14 protein-coding genes and 3 pseudogenes are annotated in these 21,822 nt (G+C 59.8%); 5 read left to right on the top strand and 12 right to left on the bottom strand.

Annotation, left to right across the window (positions count from 1 at the left end; translation table 11 throughout):
* Nucleotides 1-3: 3 nt before the first annotated feature.
* Nucleotides 4-570, top strand: a complete 567-nt coding sequence (locus LJU32_22855) for a peptidoglycan binding protein CsiV (GenBank protein WKV88286.1) — start codon at nt 4-6, stop codon at nt 568-570.
* An 11-nt stretch (nt 571-581) separates the two neighbouring features.
* Nucleotides 582-3,272, top strand: coding sequence for a DEAD/DEAH box helicase (locus LJU32_22860; GenBank protein ID WKV88287.1), 2,691 nt, complete (start codon nt 582-584; stop codon nt 3,270-3,272).
* A gap of 148 nt (nt 3,273-3,420) precedes the next feature.
* Here LJU32_22860 and LJU32_22865 read toward each other — a convergent pair whose 3' ends face one another.
* The 4 genes from LJU32_22865 to LJU32_22880 all read right to left on the bottom strand — a co-directional run bounded on the left by LJU32_22865 (nt 3,421) and on the right by LJU32_22880 (nt 9,350).
* Nucleotides 3,421-6,714 (bottom strand): DEAD/DEAH box helicase, encoded by a 3,294-nt coding sequence (locus tag LJU32_22865; GenBank protein ID WKV88288.1) that lies wholly within the window; start codon nt 6,712-6,714, stop codon nt 3,421-3,423.
* 9 nt (nt 6,715-6,723) lie between these two features.
* The gene (locus LJU32_22870) at nt 6,724-7,461 is read right to left on the bottom strand and encodes an S-methyl-5'-thioinosine phosphorylase (GenBank protein WKV88289.1); all 738 of its coding nucleotides are present in this window, start codon (nt 7,459-7,461) and stop codon (nt 6,724-6,726) included.
* 12 nt (nt 7,462-7,473) lie between these two features.
* Entirely contained in the window at nt 7,474-8,484 is a 1,011-nt protein-coding gene (nagZ, locus tag LJU32_22875) for a beta-N-acetylhexosaminidase (GenBank protein WKV88290.1), read from the bottom strand.
* Between the two features lie 158 nt (nt 8,485-8,642).
* On the bottom strand, nt 8,643-9,350 hold the full coding sequence (locus LJU32_22880; protein WKV88291.1) for a TetR family transcriptional regulator: 708 nt from the start codon (nt 9,348-9,350) through the stop codon (nt 8,643-8,645).
* Nucleotides 9,351-9,577: 227 nt separating this feature from the next.
* Between LJU32_22880 and lexA the strand changes: the two genes are divergently transcribed.
* Both lexA and LJU32_22890 read left to right on the top strand, forming a co-directional pair.
* A complete protein-coding gene (gene lexA, locus LJU32_22885; protein WKV88292.1) occupies nt 9,578-10,186 on the top strand; it encodes a transcriptional repressor LexA in 609 nt (202 codons plus the stop codon).
* A gap of 42 nt (nt 10,187-10,228) precedes the next feature.
* The gene (locus LJU32_22890) at nt 10,229-10,669 is read left to right on the top strand and encodes a CDP-glycerol--UDP-pyrophosphoryl-N-acetylglucosaminyl-N-acetylmannosamine glycerophosphotransferase (protein WKV91178.1); all 441 of its coding nucleotides are present in this window, start codon (nt 10,229-10,231) and stop codon (nt 10,667-10,669) included.
* Nucleotides 10,670-10,765: 96 nt separating this feature from the next.
* On the opposite strand, the gene LJU32_22895 is transcribed toward LJU32_22890, so the two are convergent.
* The 7 genes and pseudogenes from LJU32_22895 to LJU32_22925 form a co-directional block, all read right to left on the bottom strand.
* Nucleotides 10,766-10,999 carry a hypothetical protein gene (locus LJU32_22895; protein ID WKV88293.1) on the bottom strand — a complete coding sequence of 78 codons (234 nt, stop codon included), beginning with the start codon at nt 10,997-10,999 and terminating at the stop codon, nt 10,766-10,768.
* A 106-nt stretch (nt 11,000-11,105) separates the two neighbouring features.
* Nucleotides 11,106-11,630, bottom strand: coding sequence for a PasA protein (locus LJU32_22900; protein WKV88294.1), 525 nt, complete (start codon nt 11,628-11,630; stop codon nt 11,106-11,108).
* Between the two features lie 144 nt (nt 11,631-11,774).
* Nucleotides 11,775-14,407: pseudogene (topA, locus tag LJU32_22905) on the bottom strand (type I DNA topoisomerase).
* Nucleotides 14,408-14,521: 114 nt separating this feature from the next.
* Nucleotides 14,522-14,758 (bottom strand): DUF1653 domain-containing protein, encoded by a 237-nt coding sequence (locus LJU32_22910; GenBank protein WKV88295.1) that lies wholly within the window; start codon nt 14,756-14,758, stop codon nt 14,522-14,524.
* 93 nt (nt 14,759-14,851) lie between these two features.
* Nucleotides 14,852-16,027 carry an acetyl-CoA C-acyltransferase FadA gene (gene fadA, locus LJU32_22915; GenBank protein ID WKV88296.1) on the bottom strand — a complete coding sequence of 392 codons (1,176 nt, stop codon included), beginning with the start codon at nt 16,025-16,027 and terminating at the stop codon, nt 14,852-14,854.
* Between the two features lie 29 nt (nt 16,028-16,056).
* Nucleotides 16,057-18,203 (bottom strand): annotated as a pseudogene (gene fadB / locus LJU32_22920) (fatty acid oxidation complex subunit alpha FadB).
* A 523-nt stretch (nt 18,204-18,726) separates the two neighbouring features.
* Entirely contained in the window at nt 18,727-19,164 is a 438-nt protein-coding gene (locus tag LJU32_22925) for a hypothetical protein (protein ID WKV88297.1), read from the bottom strand.
* A gap of 103 nt (nt 19,165-19,267) precedes the next feature.
* On the opposite strand from LJU32_22925, the gene LJU32_22930 reads away from it, so the two are divergent.
* A complete protein-coding gene (locus tag LJU32_22930) occupies nt 19,268-19,705 on the top strand; it encodes a universal stress protein (protein WKV88298.1) in 438 nt (145 codons plus the stop codon).
* 192 nt (nt 19,706-19,897) lie between these two features.
* On the opposite strand, the pseudogene LJU32_22935 reads toward LJU32_22930, so the two are convergent.
* A pseudogene (locus LJU32_22935) lies at nt 19,898-21,818 on the bottom strand (ATP-binding cassette domain-containing protein).
* Nucleotides 21,819-21,822 lie beyond the last annotated feature (4 nt).

The raw sequence follows: 21,822 nt of genomic DNA on the forward strand, positions 1-21,822 counted from the left end.
CCGATGCGCCTGTTCCGCTCCCTGACTTTGTTGCTCGCACTTGCGGCACCGACGGCGTTTGCCGATGACACCTATCAGGTCGAAATGATTCTGGTGCGCCAGAATGCCGTCCCGGCCATCGCCAGCCGCGCCGCCCCGGAAGACTGGGCCGCTGGTGCCCAGCGTTTGGGCGACGACAGCCAGCGCACGCCTGCGCTGAATGATGTAGTGAGCAAACTCACCGCCAGCGGCGAGTACACCGTGCTGATGCACAAAGCCTGGCAGCAGAGCCTCGGCGAAGCGCCGGCGAAAGTCGCAGTGAGCGAAGGTCAGGAGCAGTTCGGCCAGTTCCCTATCGAGGGCACGCTGGAAATGAAACTCGGCCGCTTCACCGACGTGACCGCCGATTTCTGGGTCAATCAGATCGACGCCAATGGCCTGGTCACCGCCAGTGAGCGCCTGCGCCAGGACAGCCACACCAAGAACGGCCAGCTCAACTACCTCGACAACGGCCACCTGGCGCTGCTGATCAAGATCACTTCCCTGACTGCACCAGCGCCTCGCGAAGCGCCTGAAGTCGTGCCGGACTGACCGAAGTCCTTATGCCGCCGCCCCTGAGCAAACCGCTGGCCCCGTCGTGGGTCAGCCGATTCAAAGAACAGAGTCTGGAGCGCGGCCGCCGCTACGCTCTGGAGAATCGGGTGCGCATCGCCCAGGTCGGCGATGCGACCATCACCGCCAGTTGCGAAGGTTCTGGCGGTAGCGTTTATCGGCAGACCATCCATTTGCGCGAATCAGCCAAAGCGACGCTGTTGCTGGTTGACGCCACCTGCACCTGCCCGGTGCGCAGCAACTGCAAACACTGCGCGGCGGTGCTGCTGAAAATCCAGGAAACCCTCGACTACCCCGCCGCCGCGAAAGACGCCGAGCTGCTGGAGAAACTCCAGGCCGTGCTGGAAAACCGCAGCCCGAAAGCGCCACCGCAAGTGCTGGTGGACAATGTGCAGCCGGTGCCGCGCCTGTGGCTGGCGAGCGTCGAGTTCAGCGCCTTCGAGCCGCGCAACGGCAAGATGCAACGCTACATTCAGCATCGCGCGGCGCTGTCGTTCAGCTATCTGGACGAATACGTCAGCGGGCAAAAACACAGCGATATCCTGATCCGTCAGGAAGCGCAGACCCTGCGGATAAAACGGCATCCGGATGTCGAACAGTCCTACCGCGAACAGTTGCGCATCCTCGGTTTCCGCATCGCCACAAGGCAGAGCAAAGCGCTGCCAGAAAGCGCCGGCGAACTCTACGAGATGGTCAACGACAGCGCCTGGCTGACTTTCACCCTGAATGACTTGCCGAAGTTGCGCAGCCAGGGCTGGGAGTTGCAGATCGATGAGGAATTCGGCTTCGACCTGACCGCCGTCGACGACTGGTACGCCACCGTCGAACAGGCGCCGGAGCGCGACTGGTTTGATCTGGAGCTGGGCATCATCGTCAACGGCGAGCGCCTGAGCCTGCTGCCGATTCTGCTGAATCTGATGCGCTCGCACACCGAGATCCTCAACCCGGAACGCCTCGCCCGGCGTCGCGATGACGAGCTGATTCTGGTCAACATTCCGCAACGCACCAGCGAGCATGGGCCGTTGCAAGTGGCGCTGCCGCTCGGTCGCTTGAAGCCGGTATTGATGACGCTGGGCGAGTTCTATTTGCAGGAGCCGGGCGAAACCACCTTGCGTCTGAGCAAGGCTGACGCCACCCGGCTCAATTCGCTGGAAGGCCTGCCGCTGTTGTGGGAAGGCGGCGAGCAGATGCGCACCTTCGCCCAGCGCCTGCGCGACATCCGCGATTTCAGCGCCGAAGCACCGCAAGGCTTGAACGCGACGCTGCGCCCGTATCAGCTTGAAGGCTTGAGCTGGATGCAATCGCTGCGGCAACTGGAAGTCGGCGGGATTCTTGCGGATGACATGGGCCTGGGCAAAACCTTACAAACCCTGGCGCATATTCTCAGCGAGAAGAACGCCGGACGCCTCGATCGTCCGTGCATGGTAGTGATGCCGACCAGCCTGATTCCGAACTGGCTCGACGAGGCGGCGCACTTCACTCCGCAGTTGAAAGTGCTCGCGCTATATGGCGCCGCGCGCAAGAAACACTTCGACAATCTGGCCGATTTCGACCTGATCCTTACCACCTATGCCCTGCTGCCAAAAGACGTCGAACGCTTGGCCAAACAGCCGCTGCACGTCTTGGTGCTCGACGAAGCGCAGTACATCAAGAATCCCAACAGCAAAGCCGCCCAGGCCGCGCGCGAGCTGAATGCGCGCCAGCGCCTGTGCCTCAGCGGCACGCCGCTGGAAAACCACTTGGGCGAGCTGTGGTCGCTGTTCCACTTCCTGCTGCCGGGCTGGCTCGGCGACGTGAAAAGTTTTAATGCCGATTACCGTGTGCCGATCGAAAAGCGCGGCAGTGAAATCAGATTGCAGCACCTCAACGGTCGGATAAAACCGTTCCTGCTGCGCCGCACCAAAGAGCAGGTCGCCACGGAGCTGCCGCCGAAAACCGAAATCATTCATTGGGTCGAACTCAACGAAGCGCAGCGCGACGTGTACGAGACCATGCGGCTGGCGATGGACAAGAAAGTCCGCGACGAGATCACCCGCAAAGGCGTGGCGCGCAGCCAGATCATTATTCTCGAAGCGTTGCTCAAGCTGCGCCAGGTCTGCTGCGACTTGCGCCTGGTCAACGACGCCACCTTGCCCGCGCGCGGCAGCACCTCGGGCAAGCTCGACAGCTTGATGGAAATGCTTGAGGAATTGTTCGAGGAAGGTCGGCGCATCCTGCTGTTCTCGCAATTCACTTCGATGCTGACATTGATCGAAGAGGAATTGAAAAAACGCAAGATCGCTTACGCCCTCCTCACTGGCCAGACCCGTGACCGGCGCACACCGGTGAAGGAATTCCAGAGCGGTACGCGTCAGATTTTCCTGATCAGCCTGAAGGCCGGCGGTGTCGGTTTGAACCTGACCGAAGCCGATACGGTGATTCACTACGACCCGTGGTGGAACCCGGCAACCGAGAATCAGGCCACCGACCGCGCCTATCGCATCGGTCAGGAAAAACCGGTGTTCGTCTACAAAATGATTGCCCGGGGCACGGTGGAAGAGAAAATTCAGCACCTGCAAAAGGAAAAGTCTGACCTGACAGCGGGCGTGCTGGATGGCCGCAAGGCCGGGGACTGGAAGTTACAGAGCGATGATATTGAAGCGCTGTTTGCGCCGTTGCCGGACAAGATCGACAAGCGCTGAAATCGGCGTCGCTGGTTAGATAGCTATCGCTGGCAAGCCAGCTCCCATAAGGTTATGACCTGTACCGAAGATTGTGTTTCAACTCGATACCTGTGGGAGCTGGCTTGCCAGCGATGGGGTCATCCAATATTGCGCAATCACTCAGGGCTCAACCCTTGGAAACCGGCAAAGGCGCAAACAGCGCATCGATATCACTCTGTTCCAGTTTGAATCCACCGGTCGTGCCACCCTCCAGTACCGCCCCCGCCAGCGCCGCTTTCTCCTGCTGCAACGCCTGGATCTTTTCCTCCACGGTGCCTTTGGCAATCAACTTGTAGACGAACACCGGATTGTTCTGCCCGATCCGGTACGCCCGATCAGTCGCCTGATTCTCCACCGCCGGGTTCCACCAAGGATCGAAGTGAATCACCGTGTCCGCCGCCGTCAGGTTCAGACCGGTACCGCCGGCCTTGAGGCTGATCAGGAACAACGGCACCTTGCCGCTCTGAAAATCCTTCACCGGCGTGCGCCGATCGGTGGTGTCGCCGGTCAGCAACGAGTAGCCAAGCCCGCGTTGCTGCAACTCCTGCTCGATCAGCGCCAGCATCGAGGTGAACTGGGAAAACAGCAGAATGCGCCGACCTTCGCCGAGCAGTTCTTCGAGCATCTCCATCAGGCTGATCAACTTGCCGCTGCCCGAGCGCAACGCCTTCGCCGTGAGCGGCATGTTGACCAGGCGCAGATCGCAGCAGACCTGACGTAGCTTGAGCAGCGCATCGAGGATGATGATCTGACTGCGCGCCACGCCACTGCGGGCGATTTCGTCGCGGACCTTTTTGTCCATCGCCACACGCACCGTCTCATAGACGTCGCGCTGACCATCGCTGAGTTCGACCCAGTGGATGATTTCGGTTTTCGGCGGCAACTCGGTGGCGACCTGATCCTTCTTGCGCCGCAGCAAAAACGGCTTGATCCGCGCAGTCAGGTGCTGCATGCGCTGGACATTGCCGTGCTTCTCGATCGGCGTGCGGTAATCGCGGTTAAAGGATTTGCTGTCGCCGAGCCAGCCGGGCATGAGGAAATGGAACTGCGACCACAGCTCACCGAGGTGGTTTTCCAGCGGCGTACCGCTCAGACACAAGCGCTGACGGGCCTGCAAGTCACGGGCGGCCTGGGCGGCTTTGCTCAGCGGGTTCTTGATGTTCTGCGCTTCGTCGAGAATCAGCACGCTCCACGACTGCGGCTGCAACGTCTCCAGGTCCCTGGGCAGCAATGCGTAAGTGGTCAGCACCAAGTCGTATTCGGCGAGATTGGCGAAGTCTTTTTGCCGCCCGGTGCCGTGCAGCGCCAGGACTTTCAACTGCGGCGTGAAGCGCTCGGCCTCGTCGAGCCAGTTGGGAATCAGGCTGGTCGGCATCACCGCCAGTGCCGGACAGTCCAGACGCCCGGCGTGTTTTTCCGTGAGCAGATGCGCCAGGGTCTGCAGGGTTTTACCCAGGCCCATGTCATCGCCCAGAATGCCGCCGACCTCTAGCTCGCGCAGCGTCTGCATCCAGTTCAGGCCTTCGAGCTGATACGGGCGCAGCTGCGCATTGAGGCCGGCCGGCGCAGCAACGTGGGCGTGACTGGAATTCTGCAGACGCTTGGCAAAAGTGCGCAGGCGTTCGCCGCCCTGCCAATCCAGCGGCACACCATCGAGCATGCTCAGACGCGCGGCGTCTGGAGCGGTCAAGCGCAGCGCATCGCCCTGATGACCGCCGAGATACAACTCACCCAGCGTCGCCATCAACGGTTTGACCCGACTCAGCGGCAACGCGACTTTGGCGCCCGCCGGTTCGCCAAAACCGCTGGGCTTGAGCTCGATCAGGAGCTTTTCGTCATCGCTGCGCTGCGCCAGATTGACCGGGTCGAGCAAGCGCGGCTGGGTCCGCAACAGATGCAGAAGGATCGGCAGCAAGCTGTAGCGCTCGCCGTTGACGACGATACCCAACTGCAGATCAAACCACTGATGCGTGGCCTCTTCCTCAACCTCGGCGTACCACTGCTCAACCGGTTGTACATCGAAATGGAAACCGGGACCGATCTCGATTTTCCAATCTGCGGCGCGCAGCGTGGCCAGCCCTTCGTGCATGAACCCGAGCCAGGCGGAATCATCCGGCAAGGTAAACATCTCGCCAGGACGATCCATTGCACTCTTGCGCGTGGCTTTCTTGAAGCCATGTTTTTGCAGGTTCTGGCGCAGCTTCTTTTCCAGCGCCGGTTGACGCTGAATGCGCTGGGTTTCGCTGCCGTTGAGGATCATCACTTCCGGGTTGCGATCCACCACCGGATGACCGTTGTAGGTAAACAGCAGAGCGGCACGGTGCTCCAGCACGTATTCCCAGCGTGAGCGCTCTCGACCACTGACCAGGGTCAGTTGCGGCTGCGGCAGCACGTCATCGATGATCCGTTCGGTGAGCTTGTGTGGTGGCGCAATATTGGTAGCCGCGCTCATGCGATGGCTGAACTGCATAGCCTGACGCGCCGGAATGTCTGGCGCCAGGGTCAAATGGCAGGCGAGCTTTTCTTCCAGCTCAGTGAACAGCGGGCCAACCTGGCGCTGCTGGCGATCAAGATAATAAAGCGGCTCCAGCGCCAGCACGGTTTCCTGCGCGGCTTCGGCACTGCTCCATTGCGCGCGGAATCCGCCGTCAGCCTGCTCGGCCCAAGAGAACTCACCCACGCGTTTCGCCCCCGGTGTCAGCGCTCGCAGGTCTTCGAAGTCGAGGAACAGCCGCGAGGTGCGCAGGAGCATGTCCAGCAATTCGGCGCCACTGCTGCCTTCCAGCGGATAGCCGCTGTAATAGGCGTGATGGGAATGCATGGCGACCAACAGCCGGGCGATGCGCAGATCCAGCTCGGACAGGTAGCCGGGCTGGCGCATGAGCATTTCCGCGAGCGAGTACATCGGTTTGACTTCGCGTAACTCGCCGCTCTTGAGCTGATTGACCTTGAAAATATCCAGCAGCCACTTGCCGTTCGCAGACGTCGGTTTGAGCTTGTAAAACAGACGCGTGCCTGCGGTTTGCGCACTTTCTTCAGCGGGCTTGGCCGGCACGGGAATTGTCGAAAGCCAATGCTCCAGCGCTCGTCCCAACGGGGTCTGCGCGTCACTTCCAGACGCATCCTCGCCAGTGCCCAGCAGGTGATAGAGCACCGCTGCGCTGTGCTTGCAGTCGATTGCAACAGGACAGCTGCACAGGCAACGCAGGTTTACCGACCCCAGCCGATCTTCGGACAGGTAAATGCTTTGCGCATACGTCTGGGGGTGAGAACCGACGCAGAACGCCTCAATCTTCCTGTCATCGATCTCGAGGATCTCGACCCGGTCATCGGCGGCATAAGCCCGGGCCTTGGCCAACGCCTTGCTACTGAATGCGTGGGTCCATGTCAGCCCTTTGAGCCGCTCGATGAAAATGCTCATGGACAGTCCTTAGCTGGCCAGCACCCGGGCCAACGTTGATTTCACCTTGCCCATGCCGTCGTGCAGGGCCTGCTCGATTTCGGCCATGGTGATGACTTCTGTGGTCTTGCCTGCTGCAGGATTGACTACCAAGGCGAGACAGGCGTAATCCAGATCCAGCTCACGGGCCAGCGCGGCTTCCGGCATGCCGGTCATGCCGACGATGTCGCAGCCGTCACGTTCCAGTCGCACGATTTCGGCCACCGTTTCCAGCCGCGGCCCCTGGGTGCAGGCGTAGACGCCTTGATCGCTGTATTCGCAGCCTTCGGCGGCCACTGCGGCAATCAGTTGCTGACGCAACGGCTCGCTGTAGGGAAAGCTGAAATCGATGTGGGTGACGTGCTCCAGATCATCAGCGAAATAGGTGTGCTCGCGCCCACTGGTGTAGTCGACGATCTGGTGCGGCACACAGAAATGCCCGGTGCCCATGGCCGGATGAATCCCGCCCACCGCATTGACGGCGATGATCGCTTCGGCACCGGCCTGCTTCAGCGCCCACAGGTTGGCGCGGTAGTTGACCTTGTGCGGCGGGAAACGATGCGGGTGACCGTGTCGGGCGAGGAACAGCACTTCCTTGCCGGCGTACTCACCAATCTGCACCTCGGCCGAAGGCGCGCCGTACAGGGTGTCGACTGCCAGCGACTGGCGAATGCTCAGGCCTTCGAGCTGAGTCAGGCCAGTGCCACCGATGATTGCGTAAACGGTCATAACGAAAAATCCTTAATCGATCAGTTGAGCGTCTTTGAGCGCGCCGAGGGCGGTGAGCCAACGCGGGTCCTGACGATAATCGGTGCTGGCGAAGGCCTGCCCGCGCATCTTCGCGATGCGCGCGGAAGGCTTGACCTTCATGCGCTGCGCCGCGCTGAGCGCCAGCTCGGCTGCCGCACGGTCGTTGCATACCAGACCCATGTCGCACCCGGCACTCAGCGCGGCTTCGATGCGGCTGGCAGCGTCGCCGACCACGTGGGCGCCGGCCATCGACAGATCATCGCTGAAGATCACGCCCTCAAACTGCAATTCGCCGCGCAGGATGTCTTGCAGCCAGCGTCGGGAGAAACCGGCGGGCTGCGAGTCGACTTGCGGATAGATGACGTGGGCCGGCATGACGGCGGCCAACTGCTTGCTCAAACGGGCGAAGGGCACCAGATCATTGGCGCGGATTTCGTCGAGGCTACGCTCGTCGTTCGGAATCGCCACGTGGGAGTCTGCCTCGGCCCAGCCGTGGCCCGGGAAATGTTTGCCAGTGGCGGCCATGCCGGCGCTGTTCATGCCGCGAATGAATGCACCGGCGAGCAAGGCTGCGCGCTCGGGATCGCCTTCGAATGAACGGGTACCGACCACAGCGCTGCGCTGATAGTCCAGGTCCAGCACCGGGGCGAAACTCAGGTCGAGCCCGACTGCCAGCACTTCGGTGGCCATGATCCAGCCGCATTGCTCGGCGAGATACTCTGCATTCGGGTTATCGGCGATGGCGCGCATGGCCGGCAGACGGACGAAACCCTGACGCAAGCGCTGCACGCGCCCGCCCTCCTGATCTACCGCCAGCAAAAGATCCGGGCGAATCGCGCGGATCGCGGCGCTGAGTTCGCGCACCTGGCGTGGATGCTCGATATTGCGGGCGAAAATGATCAGGCCGCCCACTTCGGGCTGACGCAACAATTGGCGATCTTCGGCCGTCAGCCAGATACCGGCGACGTCCACCATCAACGAGCCTTGCAGGCCAGCAGTCATAGAGATTCCTTGAAAACGAAAAACCCGATCTGCTTGCATTCGCTACCGTGGGCAATGCCCGGACGGTCAGCAGAATTCATGCAGATCGGGTTCAGTACGAGAGTCGGCATGGCCGGCTAGCTTAGCGGATACCAGCTGCCGCGCCCACCCGTGCGCGGTCAAACCTTGGCGGCGACCGGCATGGATTTGCTGCGCGGACGCAGTTGCGCACTGGCCATGGCTGTATCGGTGACGCCGGTTTCGGCGCGCATGCCGGCAGCGAGGAACGGCACCATCAGGCGCATCACTTGTTCGATGGAGGTATTGACGCCGAAATCGGTCTCGGCAATCGCGCGCAAGGCCTTGATCCCGGACATGCTGAACGCAGCGGCGCCAAGCATGAAGTGCACGCGCCAGAACAACTCGATCGGCGGAATGCGTGGAGCCGCTTCATTGACCAGCAGCATGTAGCGGCGGAAGACCTTGCCGTACATGTCTTCCAGATAACGCCGCAAGTGGCCTTGGCTCTGGCTGAACGCGAGGCCGAGCAAGCGCATGAAGATCGACAGATCGTTACCGCTGCGAGGCTGCACGACGAGCGCTTGCTCAACGAGTATTTCCAGCAGCTCTTCGAGGGTCGGCTTGTTTTCCGGCTTGGCCTGACGGCGCTCCAGCTCCTTGTCAAGGCTGGCGCAGAACGGTCCAAGGAAACGCGAAAACACCGCCTGGATCAGCGCCTTCTTCGAGCCGAAGTGATAATTCACTGCAGCCAGATTGACGCCAGCCTTGCTGGTGATCAAACGCAATGAGGTTTCAGCGAATCCTTTCTCCGCGAACAACTGCTCGGCAGCATCAAGAATGCGTTCAACGGTTTCCGACTGGGCCATGGCTACTCCGCCTGACAAACACTTGTTTGAAACATACGTTTCAGCCTGTGCCTTGTCAAGCCTGCCAGTTCGTTTTGGGAATGGTCGGTCAGATATTTAACCACATAAGGCGCCCGCATTAATAAACACCCTCGCGACCGCTCGGCGGCCGGCAAAAAACGCCCATTGCCAACAGCGCTTCACTGTATATAATCCCAGTCACTGTATAAAAAGACAGAGCGATCAATATGCTAAAGCTGACGCCACGCCAAGCCGAGATTCTGGCCTTTATCAAACGTTGCCTCGAAGACAACGGCTATCCGCCCACCCGTGCGGAAATCGCTCAGGAACTGGGTTTCAAGTCGCCCAACGCGGCGGAAGAACACCTCAAGGCCTTGGCCCGCAAAGGCGCGATCGAGATGACGCCCGGCGCTTCCCGCGGCATCCGTATTCCCGGCTTCGAAGCCAAGGCCGACGATTCAACACTGCCGATCATTGGCCGAGTGGCTGCCGGCGCGCCAATCCTTGCCCAGCAGCACATCGAAGAATCCTGCAACATCAACCCGACCTTCTTCCATCCCCGCGCCGACTATCTATTGCGTGTGCACGGCATGAGCATGAAGGACATTGGCATCTTCGACGGCGACTTGCTGGCAGTTCACACTACTCGCGAAGCCCGTAACGGCCAGGTTGTGGTTGCACGTATCGGCGACGAGGTGACGGTCAAACGCTTCAAGCGTGAAGGCAGCAAAGTCTGGCTCATCGCCGAAAACCCCGAGTTCGCCCCTATCGAAGTCGACCTGAAAGATCAGGAACTGGTGATCGAAGGCTTGAGTGTCGGCGTCATTCGCCGCTAAAGGAGGCTCCATGCAGTTCCACACACACCTCAGCAAACACAACTGCCTTTGTTTGAAGCGTTTCTGGCGCAGCCGATAGCGCCGATCCTCAAAGACGTGGTCGAGCGTGACTGGAATGCCAAACCTGACGCTTTCAGTGAGCTGTCACTGCGCGGTGCAGCCGGGAACTGCCTGAACCTGCTCGCGCCGATCCTGCGTGAACTCAGCGAGGATCAGGATGCTCGCTGGCTGACGCTGATCGCACCGCCCGCCAGCCTGACGCAATCATGGCTACGCGATGCTGGCCTGAACCGCGAGCGCATTCTGCTACTGCAACCGCGCGGCGCTCAAAGTGCCCAGCAGCTGGCGTGTGAAGCGTTGCGCCTGGGTCGCAGCCACACCGTGGTGACCTGGCTCAATCCGCTGAATGCAAATTCTCGGCAACAACTGATCAGCGCCGCGCGTACGGGCGAAGCTCAGAGTCTGAATATTCGTTTGGGTTGATTGATGGTAGTGCGCGCTGTGTGAAGCGCAGGGCTTCTCCAGGGACAGAGAAGCCGATCTATAGCGCAAGCGACCGAGAAAAGGCCAAGGCGAGGATCAATGAAGAACCCGCGGCCCCTCATCCTTATCAAACTCACCTTCAACCATACGACCTGCCATCTGCACGCCGACGCTCAACATTGCTTTGGCAATTTCAACGTGCTGGCCTTGCAGGAACGCTTTGGCATCCTCGGAGAAATCCAGCGTCACCAGAGAACCTTCGTCCTCAGCCCTGCGCAGTTCGATTCGGCCGTCTGGTAACTCGACAATTTCTAGAAAGGACGTTGGCATAAAGGTCTGTTCTCCACGAAAGGCAGCGATTATATAGACATCATTCGAGCTTCGCTCAGGATCTTGACCAGCAGCATGTTTCAGATTGCCACTGCGCCAAACTGCCTCAGCACTCGTTCAAGCCTTCTCGGAAACGGATGGCCAAGCCCTTGAGGTTCTGCCGCCAGCTCTCCAGCTCTTCTCGATTCAATTCTTCTGGCGCTTGTTCTTCATCAAGGTTAACCGCTTGAATCAGCGGTTGTGTCACGTCGCCTTTCGGCTTGTGTGGCGCCCTCGGTGGCTGAAACAGTGCTGCGTGCGCCGCCAGCAGTTTCGCCAGCCAGGTTTCCGGATTACCGGCCAGCTCGACCATTTCCGCCAGCTCCGGGATCGCTATCGATTCCAGCACTTCGCGCCTCAGCAACTCCTCCGCCCTCGGCGAATTGGCCTGCGGCAGACGATAAAAGCCAGCGATCTCATGACACAAGCCCAGCAGCGCGCCGTATAGGTGGAACAACGCCGACTCACGCCCGGCCTGGATCAGCGCCAGAGAATTCATCGCCCGCCCTTCTTCAGCACGCGCCAGAGCTTCGAGTGACAGACCGGCGAAATAGATCTTCTGGTTGGTGCGGGTATAGAGTTCGTGGGCCATGACGGCAGCCTCCACAACGAAATAATTGCTTCACACAGGCCCGGCAGTGTCATGGATCAGCCGATGCCAGCGCAAGCACAAAACAAAAAGGCCGCATGAAATCCCGAAGGTTTCATGCGGCCTTTTCGCTGTTCAGACTAACGCTTACTCAGCCTTGGCCTTTGCGCTGCGCTTGTCTTCAACTGTCCACTTGCCACCGTCGTAATACGCCTTCCAACCCGTAGGCTTGCCGTCGACTTCGGTCTGCACGTATTGCTCCTTGGTCTTGCGGCTGTAGCGGATAACCGCTGGCAGACCGTCGGGATCCTTCTGCGGAGCTTCGCACAAGAAGTGGTACTTCGGATCGATCTCGTCCTTGTGCGGCAGAATCTCGATCACCAGCGGGGCACGGGTCTCGCGGTTTTTCGGGAATTGGCTGGCCGCGAGAAACAGACCGGAGGCACCGTCACGCAGGATGTAGGTGTCGTTGACCTTTTCGCATTTCAGCTCGGGCATCTTCACCGGGTCCATCTTCGGCGGCGCCGCGTCACCGCTCTTCAGCAGCTTACGGGTGTTTTTGCACTCCGGGTTGGTGCAACCGAAGAACTTGCCGAAACGGCCGGTCTTGAGCTGCATTTCGCTGCCGCACTTGTCGCATTCCAGACTCGGACCTTCATAGCCCTTGATGCGATAGCTGCCCTCTTCAATTTCGTAGCCGGCACAGTCCGGGTTGTTGCCGCAGATGTGCAACTTGCGCTTTTCGTCCAGCAGGTAGGCGTCCATCGCCGTGCTGCAGATCGGGCAGCGATGCTTGCCACGCAGTACCAACGATTCCGATTCGCCCTCGTCGTCCGCTGCGATTTCATCGCCCGGCACCAGGTTGACGGTAGCCTTGCAGCGCTCTTTCGGCGGCAGGCTGTAGCCCGAGCAGCCGAGGAACACGCCAGTCGAGGCGGTACGAATCTGCATCGGACGACCGCAGGTGGTGCACGGAATGTCGGTCATGACCGGCTGGTTGGCGCGCATGCCGCTGTCCGGGTTTTCCGCTACTTCGAGCTTCTTCTTGAAGTCGCCGTAGAATTCGTCCAGCACGTTTTTCCAGTCGCGCTCGCCCTGCGCCACGTCATCGAGGTTCTCTTCCATGCCGGCGGTGAAACCGTAGTCCATGAGATTGGAGAAGCTCTCGGACAAACGCTCGGTGACGATGTCGCCCATCTTTTCCGAGTAGAAACGACGGTTGTGCAGGGTCACATAACCGCGATCCTGAATGGTCGAAATGATCGCTGCGTAAGTCGAGGGACGACCGATGCCACGTTTTTCCATTTCCTTGACCAGGCTGGCCTCGGAGTAACGCGCCGGTGGCTTGGTGAAGTGTTGCGACGGATCGAGCTTGATCAGCTTCATCACGTCGCCCTGGGCCATGTCCGGCAGCACGTCATCGTCGCCAGGCTTGGCAATCTGCGGCATCACGCGGGTGTAACCGTCGAACTTGAGGATACGGCCCTTGGCGCGCAGCTCGAAGTCGCCAGCGCCGACGCTGACGGTGGTCGACAGGTATTGCGCCGGCAGCATCTGGCAGGCGAGGAACTGGCGCCAGATCAGCTCGTACAGACGCTCGGCATCACGCTCCATGCCCGCCAGCTTGCTCGGCGTGGTATTGGCGTCGGACGGACGAATCGCTTCGTGAGCCTCTTGCGCGCCTTCCTTGCTGCTGTAGACGTTCGGCGTTTCCGGCAGGTACTTCTTGCCGAATTCGTCTTCGATGTAAGTGCGCGCCATCGCCACGGCGTCGGCCGAGAGATTGGTCGAGTCGGTACGCATGTAAGTGATGTAGCCGGCTTCGTACAGACGCTGGGCCATCATCATGGTTTTCTTCACGCCGAAACCGAGGCGGTTGCTCGCAGCCTGCTGCAAGGTCGACGTAATGAACGGCGCCGACGGCTTGCTGCTGGTCGGCTTGTCTTCGCGCTTGACGATGCTGTAGCTGGAAGACTTGAGCTTCTCCAGCGCGGCCATGGCCTGGGCTTCGTTCAGCGGCTTGAAGGCTTCGCCTTTTTCGCGAGCCACTTCGAAACGCACGGCCGAGCCTTTGGCAGTGCCGAGATCAGCGTGCACTTCCCAATATTCTTCCGGAATGAACGCACGGATTTCTCGCTCACGCTCGACCACCAGCTTCACGGCAACCGATTGCACGCGACCGGCAGACAGGCCGCGGGCGATTTTGGCCCACAGCAACGGCGACACCATGTAGCCAACCACGCGATCGAGGAAGCGACGCGCCTGCTGGGCGTTGACACGATCAATGTCCAGCTCGCCCGGCTCGGAGAAGGCTTCCTGGATCGCCTTCTTGGTGATTTCGTTGAACACCACGCGCTTGTAGCGGCTGTCGTCACCACCGATGGCTTCGCGCAGGTGCCAGGCAATGGCTTCCCCTCGCGATCCAAGTCGGTTGCGAGATAGATGGTGTCAGCATCCTTGGCGAGCCGGCGTAGCTCTTCAATGACTTTCTCTTTGCCGGGAAGAATCTCGTACTTGGCCTTCCAGCCGTGTTCGGGATCGACGCCCATACGCGAGACCAGCTGCTTGCGCGCTTTGTCTTTAGGCGAGAGCACCGGACCTTCGCCCGCAGCTGCCTTGCCGCGCTTGGCGGCTGGCTCTTTGCTGGCGCTAGCCGAACCGCTGGTGGGCAGGTCTCGGATATGGCCGATACTCGACTTCACCACGTATTGGTTACCCAGATACTTGTTGATGGTCTTGGCCTTAGCCGGGGATTCCACAATGACCAGCGATTTGCCCATGGATCAGAAAATTCCTGAATTCTAGAAGTGAAAGGCGGTTGGCGCCTGACGCGGCACCGCTATATATAGTTGATACAAGGTGAGGTCAAGCGCAGGGTTGTCTGCGCAGCCGCCTCATGCCTTGTCAAAAAGGCTCGGTTCGGCTTGCACCAAAGCAAAGCGCGGCACCTGCTCGCCGTCAACCTCGACCGACTCGACGAACATGCTCAACGGGCGCACCCAAAAGCCGTAATCGCCATACAGGGCTTGGTAAAAGACCACTTCTTCTTCGGTTTCGGAATGCCGCGCAACACTGAATACACGGTATTGCGGACCTTTGTAATGTTGGTAGAGCCCAGGTTGTATCGGCATGCTTCGGCCCTCACTGAAATCTTTTCAAAAATAAATAAAAAACCCAAAAACAAAAACCGGGGCACTGGGCCCCGGCTTCCATCGACGAGACGCTTAAACGCGTTCGAAGACGGTGGAGATGCCTTGGCCGAGACCAATGCACATAGTGGCCACCCCGAAGGTGCCGCTATTCTGCTTCATCACGTTCAACAGGGTGCCGGAAATACGCGCACCGGAGCAACCGAACGGGTGACCCAGGGCGATCGCGCCGCCGTGCAGGTTAACCTTCTCGTTCATCTTGTCGAGCACTTTCAGATCTTTCAGCACTGGCAAGGCCTGTGCGGCGAAAGCTTCGTTGAGCTCGAAGAAGTCGATATCGTTGATGCCAAGGCCCGCACGCTTCAGGGCTTTTTGTGTCGCCGGCACTGGACCATAGCCCATGATCGCCGGGTCCACACCCGCCACTGCCATCGAACGGATCACTGCCATAGGCTGGATACCCAGGTCCTGGGCACGCTGCGCCGACATCACGATCATGCACGAAGCACCGTCGGTGATCTGCGACGAAGTACCGGCAGTCACGGTGCCGCCCTTCGGATTGAATGCCGGCTTGAGCGCCGCCAGACTTTCCAGGGTGGTTTCCGGACGAATGGTTTCGTCGTAGTCGTACAGTTTCAGGAAACCATTCTCGTCGTAACCCTGCATCGGGATGATTTCGTCCTTGAACTTGCCTTCCACGGTTGCCTTGTGGGCCAACTGGTGGGAACGCACGCCAAAGGCATCCTGTTGCTCGCGGGTGATGCCGTGCATCTTGCCGAGCATTTCAGCGGTCAGGCCCATCATGCCCGAGGCTTTCGCTGCGTACAGCGACATGTGCGGGTTCGGATCGACACCGTGCATCATGCTCACGTGGCCCATGTGCTCGACGCCGCCGACCACGAACACGTCACCGTTGCCGGTCATGATCGCTTGCGCAGCGGTGTGCAGCGCGCTCATCGACGAGCCACACAGGCGGCTGACGGTCTGGCCAGCAGAAGTGTGCGGGATCTGGGTCATCAGCGACGCCATGCGCGCGATGTTCCAGCCCTGCTCCAGGGTCTGGTTGACGCAGCCCCAGATCACGTCCTCGACTTCCGCCGGGTCGACCTTGCTGTTGCGTTCCAGCAGTTTGCTTATCAGGTGCGCCGACATGTCTTCAGCGCGGGTGTTGCGGTGCATGCCGCCCTTGGAGCGGCCCATCGGAGTACGACCGAAGTCGACAATCACGACGTCTCTAGGATTCAAGCTCATAAGTTCACTCTCACTCTAGTTGGGGGCGCTTAACCGAAGAAGCTCTGGCCGTTTTTGGCCATTTCGCGCAGCTTCGCGGTCGGGTGGTACAGCGCGCCCAAATCAGCGTACTGGTCAGCCAGGGCAACGAACTCGGCGACACCGATGGAATCGATGTAGCGCAGCGCACCGCCACGGAATGGAGGAAACCGATACCGTAAACCAGACCCATGTCGGCTTCGGCGGCGGTTTCAACGATGCCGTCTTCCAGGCAACGCACGGTTTCCAGGCACAGCGGGATCATCATCCAGTTGATGATGTCTTCGTCAGTGACTTCGCGCTGCTCGTAAACGATCGGCTTGAGCACTTCGAGTACCGACGGATCGGCGACTTTCTTCTGCTTGCCTTTCTTGTCGGCCTCGTAGGCGTAGAAGCCTTTGCCGTTCTTCTGGCCCAGGCGCTTGGCTTCGTACAGCACGTCGATGGCCGAGCGACGGTCATCCTTCATGCGGTCCGGGAAACCTTCAGCCATCACGTCACGACCGTGGTGACCGGTGTCGATGCCGACCACGTCCATCAGGTACGCAGGCCCCATCGGCCAGCCGAATTTTTCCATGACTTTGTCGATGCGGACGAAGTCGACACCGGCGCTGACCAGTTTGGCGAAACCGCCGAAGTACGGGAACAGCACGCGGTTGACCAGGAAGCCCGGGCAGTCATTGACGACAATCGGGTTCTTGCCCATTTTCTTCGCGTAGGCAACGGTGGTGGCGATGGCCAGTTCGCTGGACTTCTCGCCACGGATCACTTCCACCAGCGGCATCATGTGCACCGGGTTGAAGAAGTGCATGCCGACAAAGTTTTCCGGACGCTTGAGGGCCTTGGCCAGCAGGCTTATGGAAATAGTCGAGGTGTTGGACGCGAGGATGGTGTCCTCTTTGACCTGACCTTCGACTTCAGCCAACACGGCTTGCTTGACCTTCGGGTTCTCGACGACAGCTTCGACCACCAGATCGACGTGACCGAAGTCGCCGTAGGACAGGGTCGGACGAATGCCGTTGAGCACTTCAGCCATCTTCGCAGCGGTCATGCGCCCCTTGTCAACGCGGCCAACCAGCAGCTTGGCGGCTTCGGCCAGACCCTGCTCGATACCGTGCTCGTTGATGTCCTTCATCAGGATCGGCGTACCTTTGGAAGCCGACTGATAGGCGATACCGCCGCCCATGATGCCGGCGCCCAGTACGGCAGCCTGCTTCACGTCTTTGGCGATTTCGTCGTAGGCCTTGGCCTTTTTCTTCAGTTCCTGATCGTTCAGGAACAGGCCGATCAGGCTCTGCGCAGCAGAGGTCTTGGCCAATTTGACGAAGCCTGCAGCTTCCACTTCCAGAGCTTTGTCGCGACCGAAGTTTGCGGCTTTCTGGATGGTCTTGATCGCTTCAACCGGCGCCGGGTAGTTCGGCCCAGCCTGGCCAGCTACAAACCCTTTGGCGGTTTCGAAAGCCATCATCTGCTCAATGGCGTTCAACTTGAGTTTTTCAAGTTTCGGCTGGCGCTTGGCCTTGTAATCGAACTCGCCGGAGATGGCGCGCTTGATCAACTCGAGGGCAGCTTCCTGCAATTTTTCAGGGGCGACTACGGCGTCGACGGCGCTGACTTTCAGCGCGTCTTCAGGACGGTTTTCCTTACCGGCGGCAATCCACTCGATGGCATTATCAACACCGATCAAGCGTGGCAGACGTACGGTGCCGCCGAAGCCTGGGTAGATGCCCAGTTTGACTTCCGGCAGACCGATCTTGGCCTTAGTGGACATGACGCGATAGTCGGCCGCCAGGCACATTTCCAGACCGCCACCGAGGGCGATGCCGTTGATGGCCGCGACGGTTGGTACGTTGAGGTCTTCGAAATCGCTGAAGATCTTGTTGGCTTCGAGATTGCCAGCAACAAGCTCGGCATCCGGCAGCTTGAAGTTGTCGACAAATTCGGTGATGTCGGCGCCGACGATGAACACGTCCTTGCCGCTGCTGACGATCACGCCCTTGATCGAAGCATCTGCCTTGATGGTGTCTACAGCCTGACGCAATTCGTTCAGGGTTAGACGGTTGAACTTGTTGACGGACTCACCCTTGAGGTCGAATTTCAATTCGACGATGCCACTTTCAAGAGCTTTAACCGTGATGGCTTTACCTTCGTAAATCATCAACTGATCTCCACGATATGGAAGCTGAACAGTACACGTCGGACGCAGACTTATGGCTCAGAAGGACGCTTTGCTCGTCGATACTGACACCGTCCGCCTGGCACACCCGCCAACGCGATAGTCGGGATTCTGTAGGAGCAGTCTGTAAGACAAACGCTCAATTCATACGCCCGTTTGATTCGGGTACGCCACCTTCACGGAATTTCTGACAATTGTCAATCGCCCTAAATTCGGGCTGAAACGCGACTTTGCAGTCATTTCTGCACCATGATGAGCAGCAACACCTGCCTCGATGTTCAGCCATTCATAGAATCAATAGTTAGAAAAGTCGCCCTAATTCCCGCCGAGCCCCGCCCAGAAGGCTACGCTGGGTGGACTGCAAGGAAATCTGCCGAGGCGAAAAGCGCCTGCCGCAGAAAAGATTACCGGCCTGCCTGGCCAACCCGCCCGACGAATCATGTCGGGCTTTTTATTGGGCGTCTGCCGGACGTTCTACACCGTTGCAGTGAGAAAAATCGCCGTCTCACGCCAGCGCTTTCAGCGTCGCGTCGATATCCTGCAGAACCGTCGCCTCGCCCTTCTCGCCCCAGTACAAGGCGATCATCTGCTTGTCCGCTTCGATCTTGAAAACATTGCCCGGCAATTTTTCGAAATAATCGAGCAGCGCCCGGTCATCGCAGACTTCTTGCCATTGATTGACCCACACGCCCGGGGTTTTCTGCCAATAGGTCCAGCACGCCGGTTGACTGCCACGCCGGGGTCGGTGGTACTGGGCGCAGGGATTCGGCGGCTCCGGCAGCAGCCAGTGTGGCCACTCCTGCGGCGCCAGCTGCATCGCCAGGCCGATGCGTCGCGCCTCCATGCGCAGCGCCATGCGCCCGCTCTGCGCGCGCGATGGGCGCAACCATGCCAGTGGACTTAAAACTACCAGCAGGATTGACACCACCAGCCAGACCGTCATATCTGTACTCCCGATTTTTGATGAGCCCATTGTCTCACTAGCGAACCAATGCGCTTGAAACCAGCCATACTTACCAATATCGAACCCTCAGGAGGAGCACCTCATGCCCTACCACCACATACTGGTCGCCGTAGATCTGACCGAAGAGTGCGACCCTGTGATCCACCGCGCCCGCGAGCTGTCGGTGAGCAATAGCGCCAAGCTGTCGCTGGTGCATATCGTTGAACCAATGGCCATGGCCTTCGGTGGCGACGTGCCGATGGACCTGTCACAACTGCAACAACAGCAGTTCGATCAAGCCAAGGAACGCCTTGAAAAACTCAAATCGAAATATCCCGAGCTTGAGGGCGCCAATTGCCATCTGACCTACGGCCAGCCACGCCAGGAAATCCATCATTTCGCCAAGGAACAAGCGTGCGATCTGATCGTGGTCGGCAGCCATGGCCGTCATGGCCTGGCATTGCTCCTCGGCTCGACTGCAAATGACGTGCTGCACGGCGCGCCTTGCGATGTGCTGGCGGTGCACCTGGTCAAACGCTGATCTGTCTTGCTCTTTGTGGGAGCGAGCCAGCTCGCGAATACCTCGGCACATTCAACTTCGGTGCTGCGCGGAACACCGCTTTCGCGAGCAGGCTCGCTCCCACAGGTGACGTGCTCCCGCCTGTAGATCGCATTACATATGAAAAGCCCGGCGCTCATTACTGAGCGCCGGGCTTTTTCACCTCAGGAGCAATCAGGCATCCAGCTCGGCCCAACGCTCCACCAACGCATCCAGCTCGGCCTGCAATTGCTCCAGCGAAGCAATCACTTTGGCCGTTTCCGCCGGCGGACGCTGGTAGAAACCGGCTTCAGCCATTTCCGCTTCAACCGCGGCGATCTGCTGCTCCTTGGCGTCGATGTCGCCCGGCAAGGCTTCCAGTTCGCGCTGCAGCTTGTAGCTCAGCTTCTTCTTGGCAACCGGAGCAGCAGCCGCAGGCGCAGCCACCGGAGCCGGCTCAGCGGTAACCACCGCCGAATTCAGGTCAGCCTTGCCCGACTTGCTTTCAGTCACGCCCAGCAGACGCGGCGAGCCGCCCTGACGGATCCAGTCCTGATAACCGCCGACGTATTCACGAACCTTGCCTTCACCTTCGAAGACCAGGGTGCTGGTCACCACGTTATCGAGGAATGCCCGGTCGTGGCTGACCATCAGCACGGTGCCGTTGAAGGTCAGCAGCACCTCTTCGAGCAGCTCGAGGGTTTCCACGTCGAGGTCGTTGGTCGGTTCGTCGAGTACCAGCAGGTTCGCCGGCTTGCTGAACAGCTTCGCCAGCAACAGACGCGCACGCTCGCCACCGGACAACGCCTTGACCGGCGTGCGTGCACGCTGCGGGCTGAACAGGAAGTCGCCGAGATAGCTCAGCACATGGCGGCTCTGCCCGTCGATGTCGATAAAGTCGCGACCTTCGGCGACGTTGTCGATCACGGTTTTTCTAGATCCAGCTGATGGCGCAATTGGTCGAAGTAGGCGACGTCGATGCGCGTGCCCTCTTCCACTTTGCCGCTGGTCGGTTGCAGACCGCTGAGCATTAGCTTCAACAGTGTGGTCTTGCCGGTACCGTTGGCGCCGAGCAGACCGATACGGTCGCCGCGCTGCAGGACCATTGAGAAATCCTTGATCAGGAAAGGCCCGCCCGGATGCGCGAAGCTGACGTTCTCCAGCACCATCACCTGTTTGCCGGACTTGTCCGCGGTTTCCAGCTGGATGTTGGCTTTGCCGGTACGCTCGCGACGCTCACTGCGCTCAACGCGCAGGGCTTTCAGGGCGCGGACGCGACCTTCGTTACGGGTGCGCCGGGCCTTGATGCCCTGACGGATCCACACTTCTTCCTGAGCAAGACGCTTGTCGAACAGCGCGTTGGCGGTTTCTTCAGCGGCCAGCGCAGCTTCTTTGTGCACGAGGAAACTGGCGTAGTCGCCGTTCCAGTCGATCAGGCCGCCGCGATCCAGTTCGAGGATGCGCGTGGCGAGGTTTTGCAGGAAGGAACGGTCGTGCGTGATGAACAACACGGCCCCTGGAAATCCTTCAGCGCTTCTTCGAGCCAGGCAATCGCGCCGATGTCCAGGTGGTTGGTCGGTTCGTCGAGCAGCAGCAGATCCGGTTCGGACACCAGCGCCTGCGCCAGCAGCACGCGACGACGCCAGCCGCCGGACAACTCGGCGAGGGTCTTGTCGGCCGGCAATTGCAGGCGGCTCAGGGTGCTGTCGACCAACGTCTGCAAGCGCCAGCCGTCACGGGCTTCGAGGTCGTGCTGAACGTGCATCAGCTTGTCCAGATCAGCGTCGGTGACAATGTTCTGGCTCAGGTGATGGTATTCGGCGAGCAAGGCGCCAACACCGTCGAGGCCCTCAGCCACCACATCGAATACCGTCCGGTCGTCGGCCACTGGCAATTCTTGCGGCAATTCGCCGATTTTCAGACCGGGGGCACGCCACACCGAACCGTCATCGGGCTTCTGGTCGCCCTTGACCAGTTTCATCATGCTGGACTTGCCAGTGCCGTTGCGGCCGATGATGCACACCCGCTCACCACGGGCGATCTGCCAGGACACCTTGTCCAACAACGGCATAGCGCCGAACGCAAGGGACACATCGCTGAATTTGAGCAGGGTCATGAGC

Source organism: Pseudomonas sp. B21_DOA (assembly GCA_030544685.1).
GTDB lineage: Bacteria > Pseudomonadota > Gammaproteobacteria > Pseudomonadales > Pseudomonadaceae > Aquipseudomonas > Aquipseudomonas fluorescens_AO.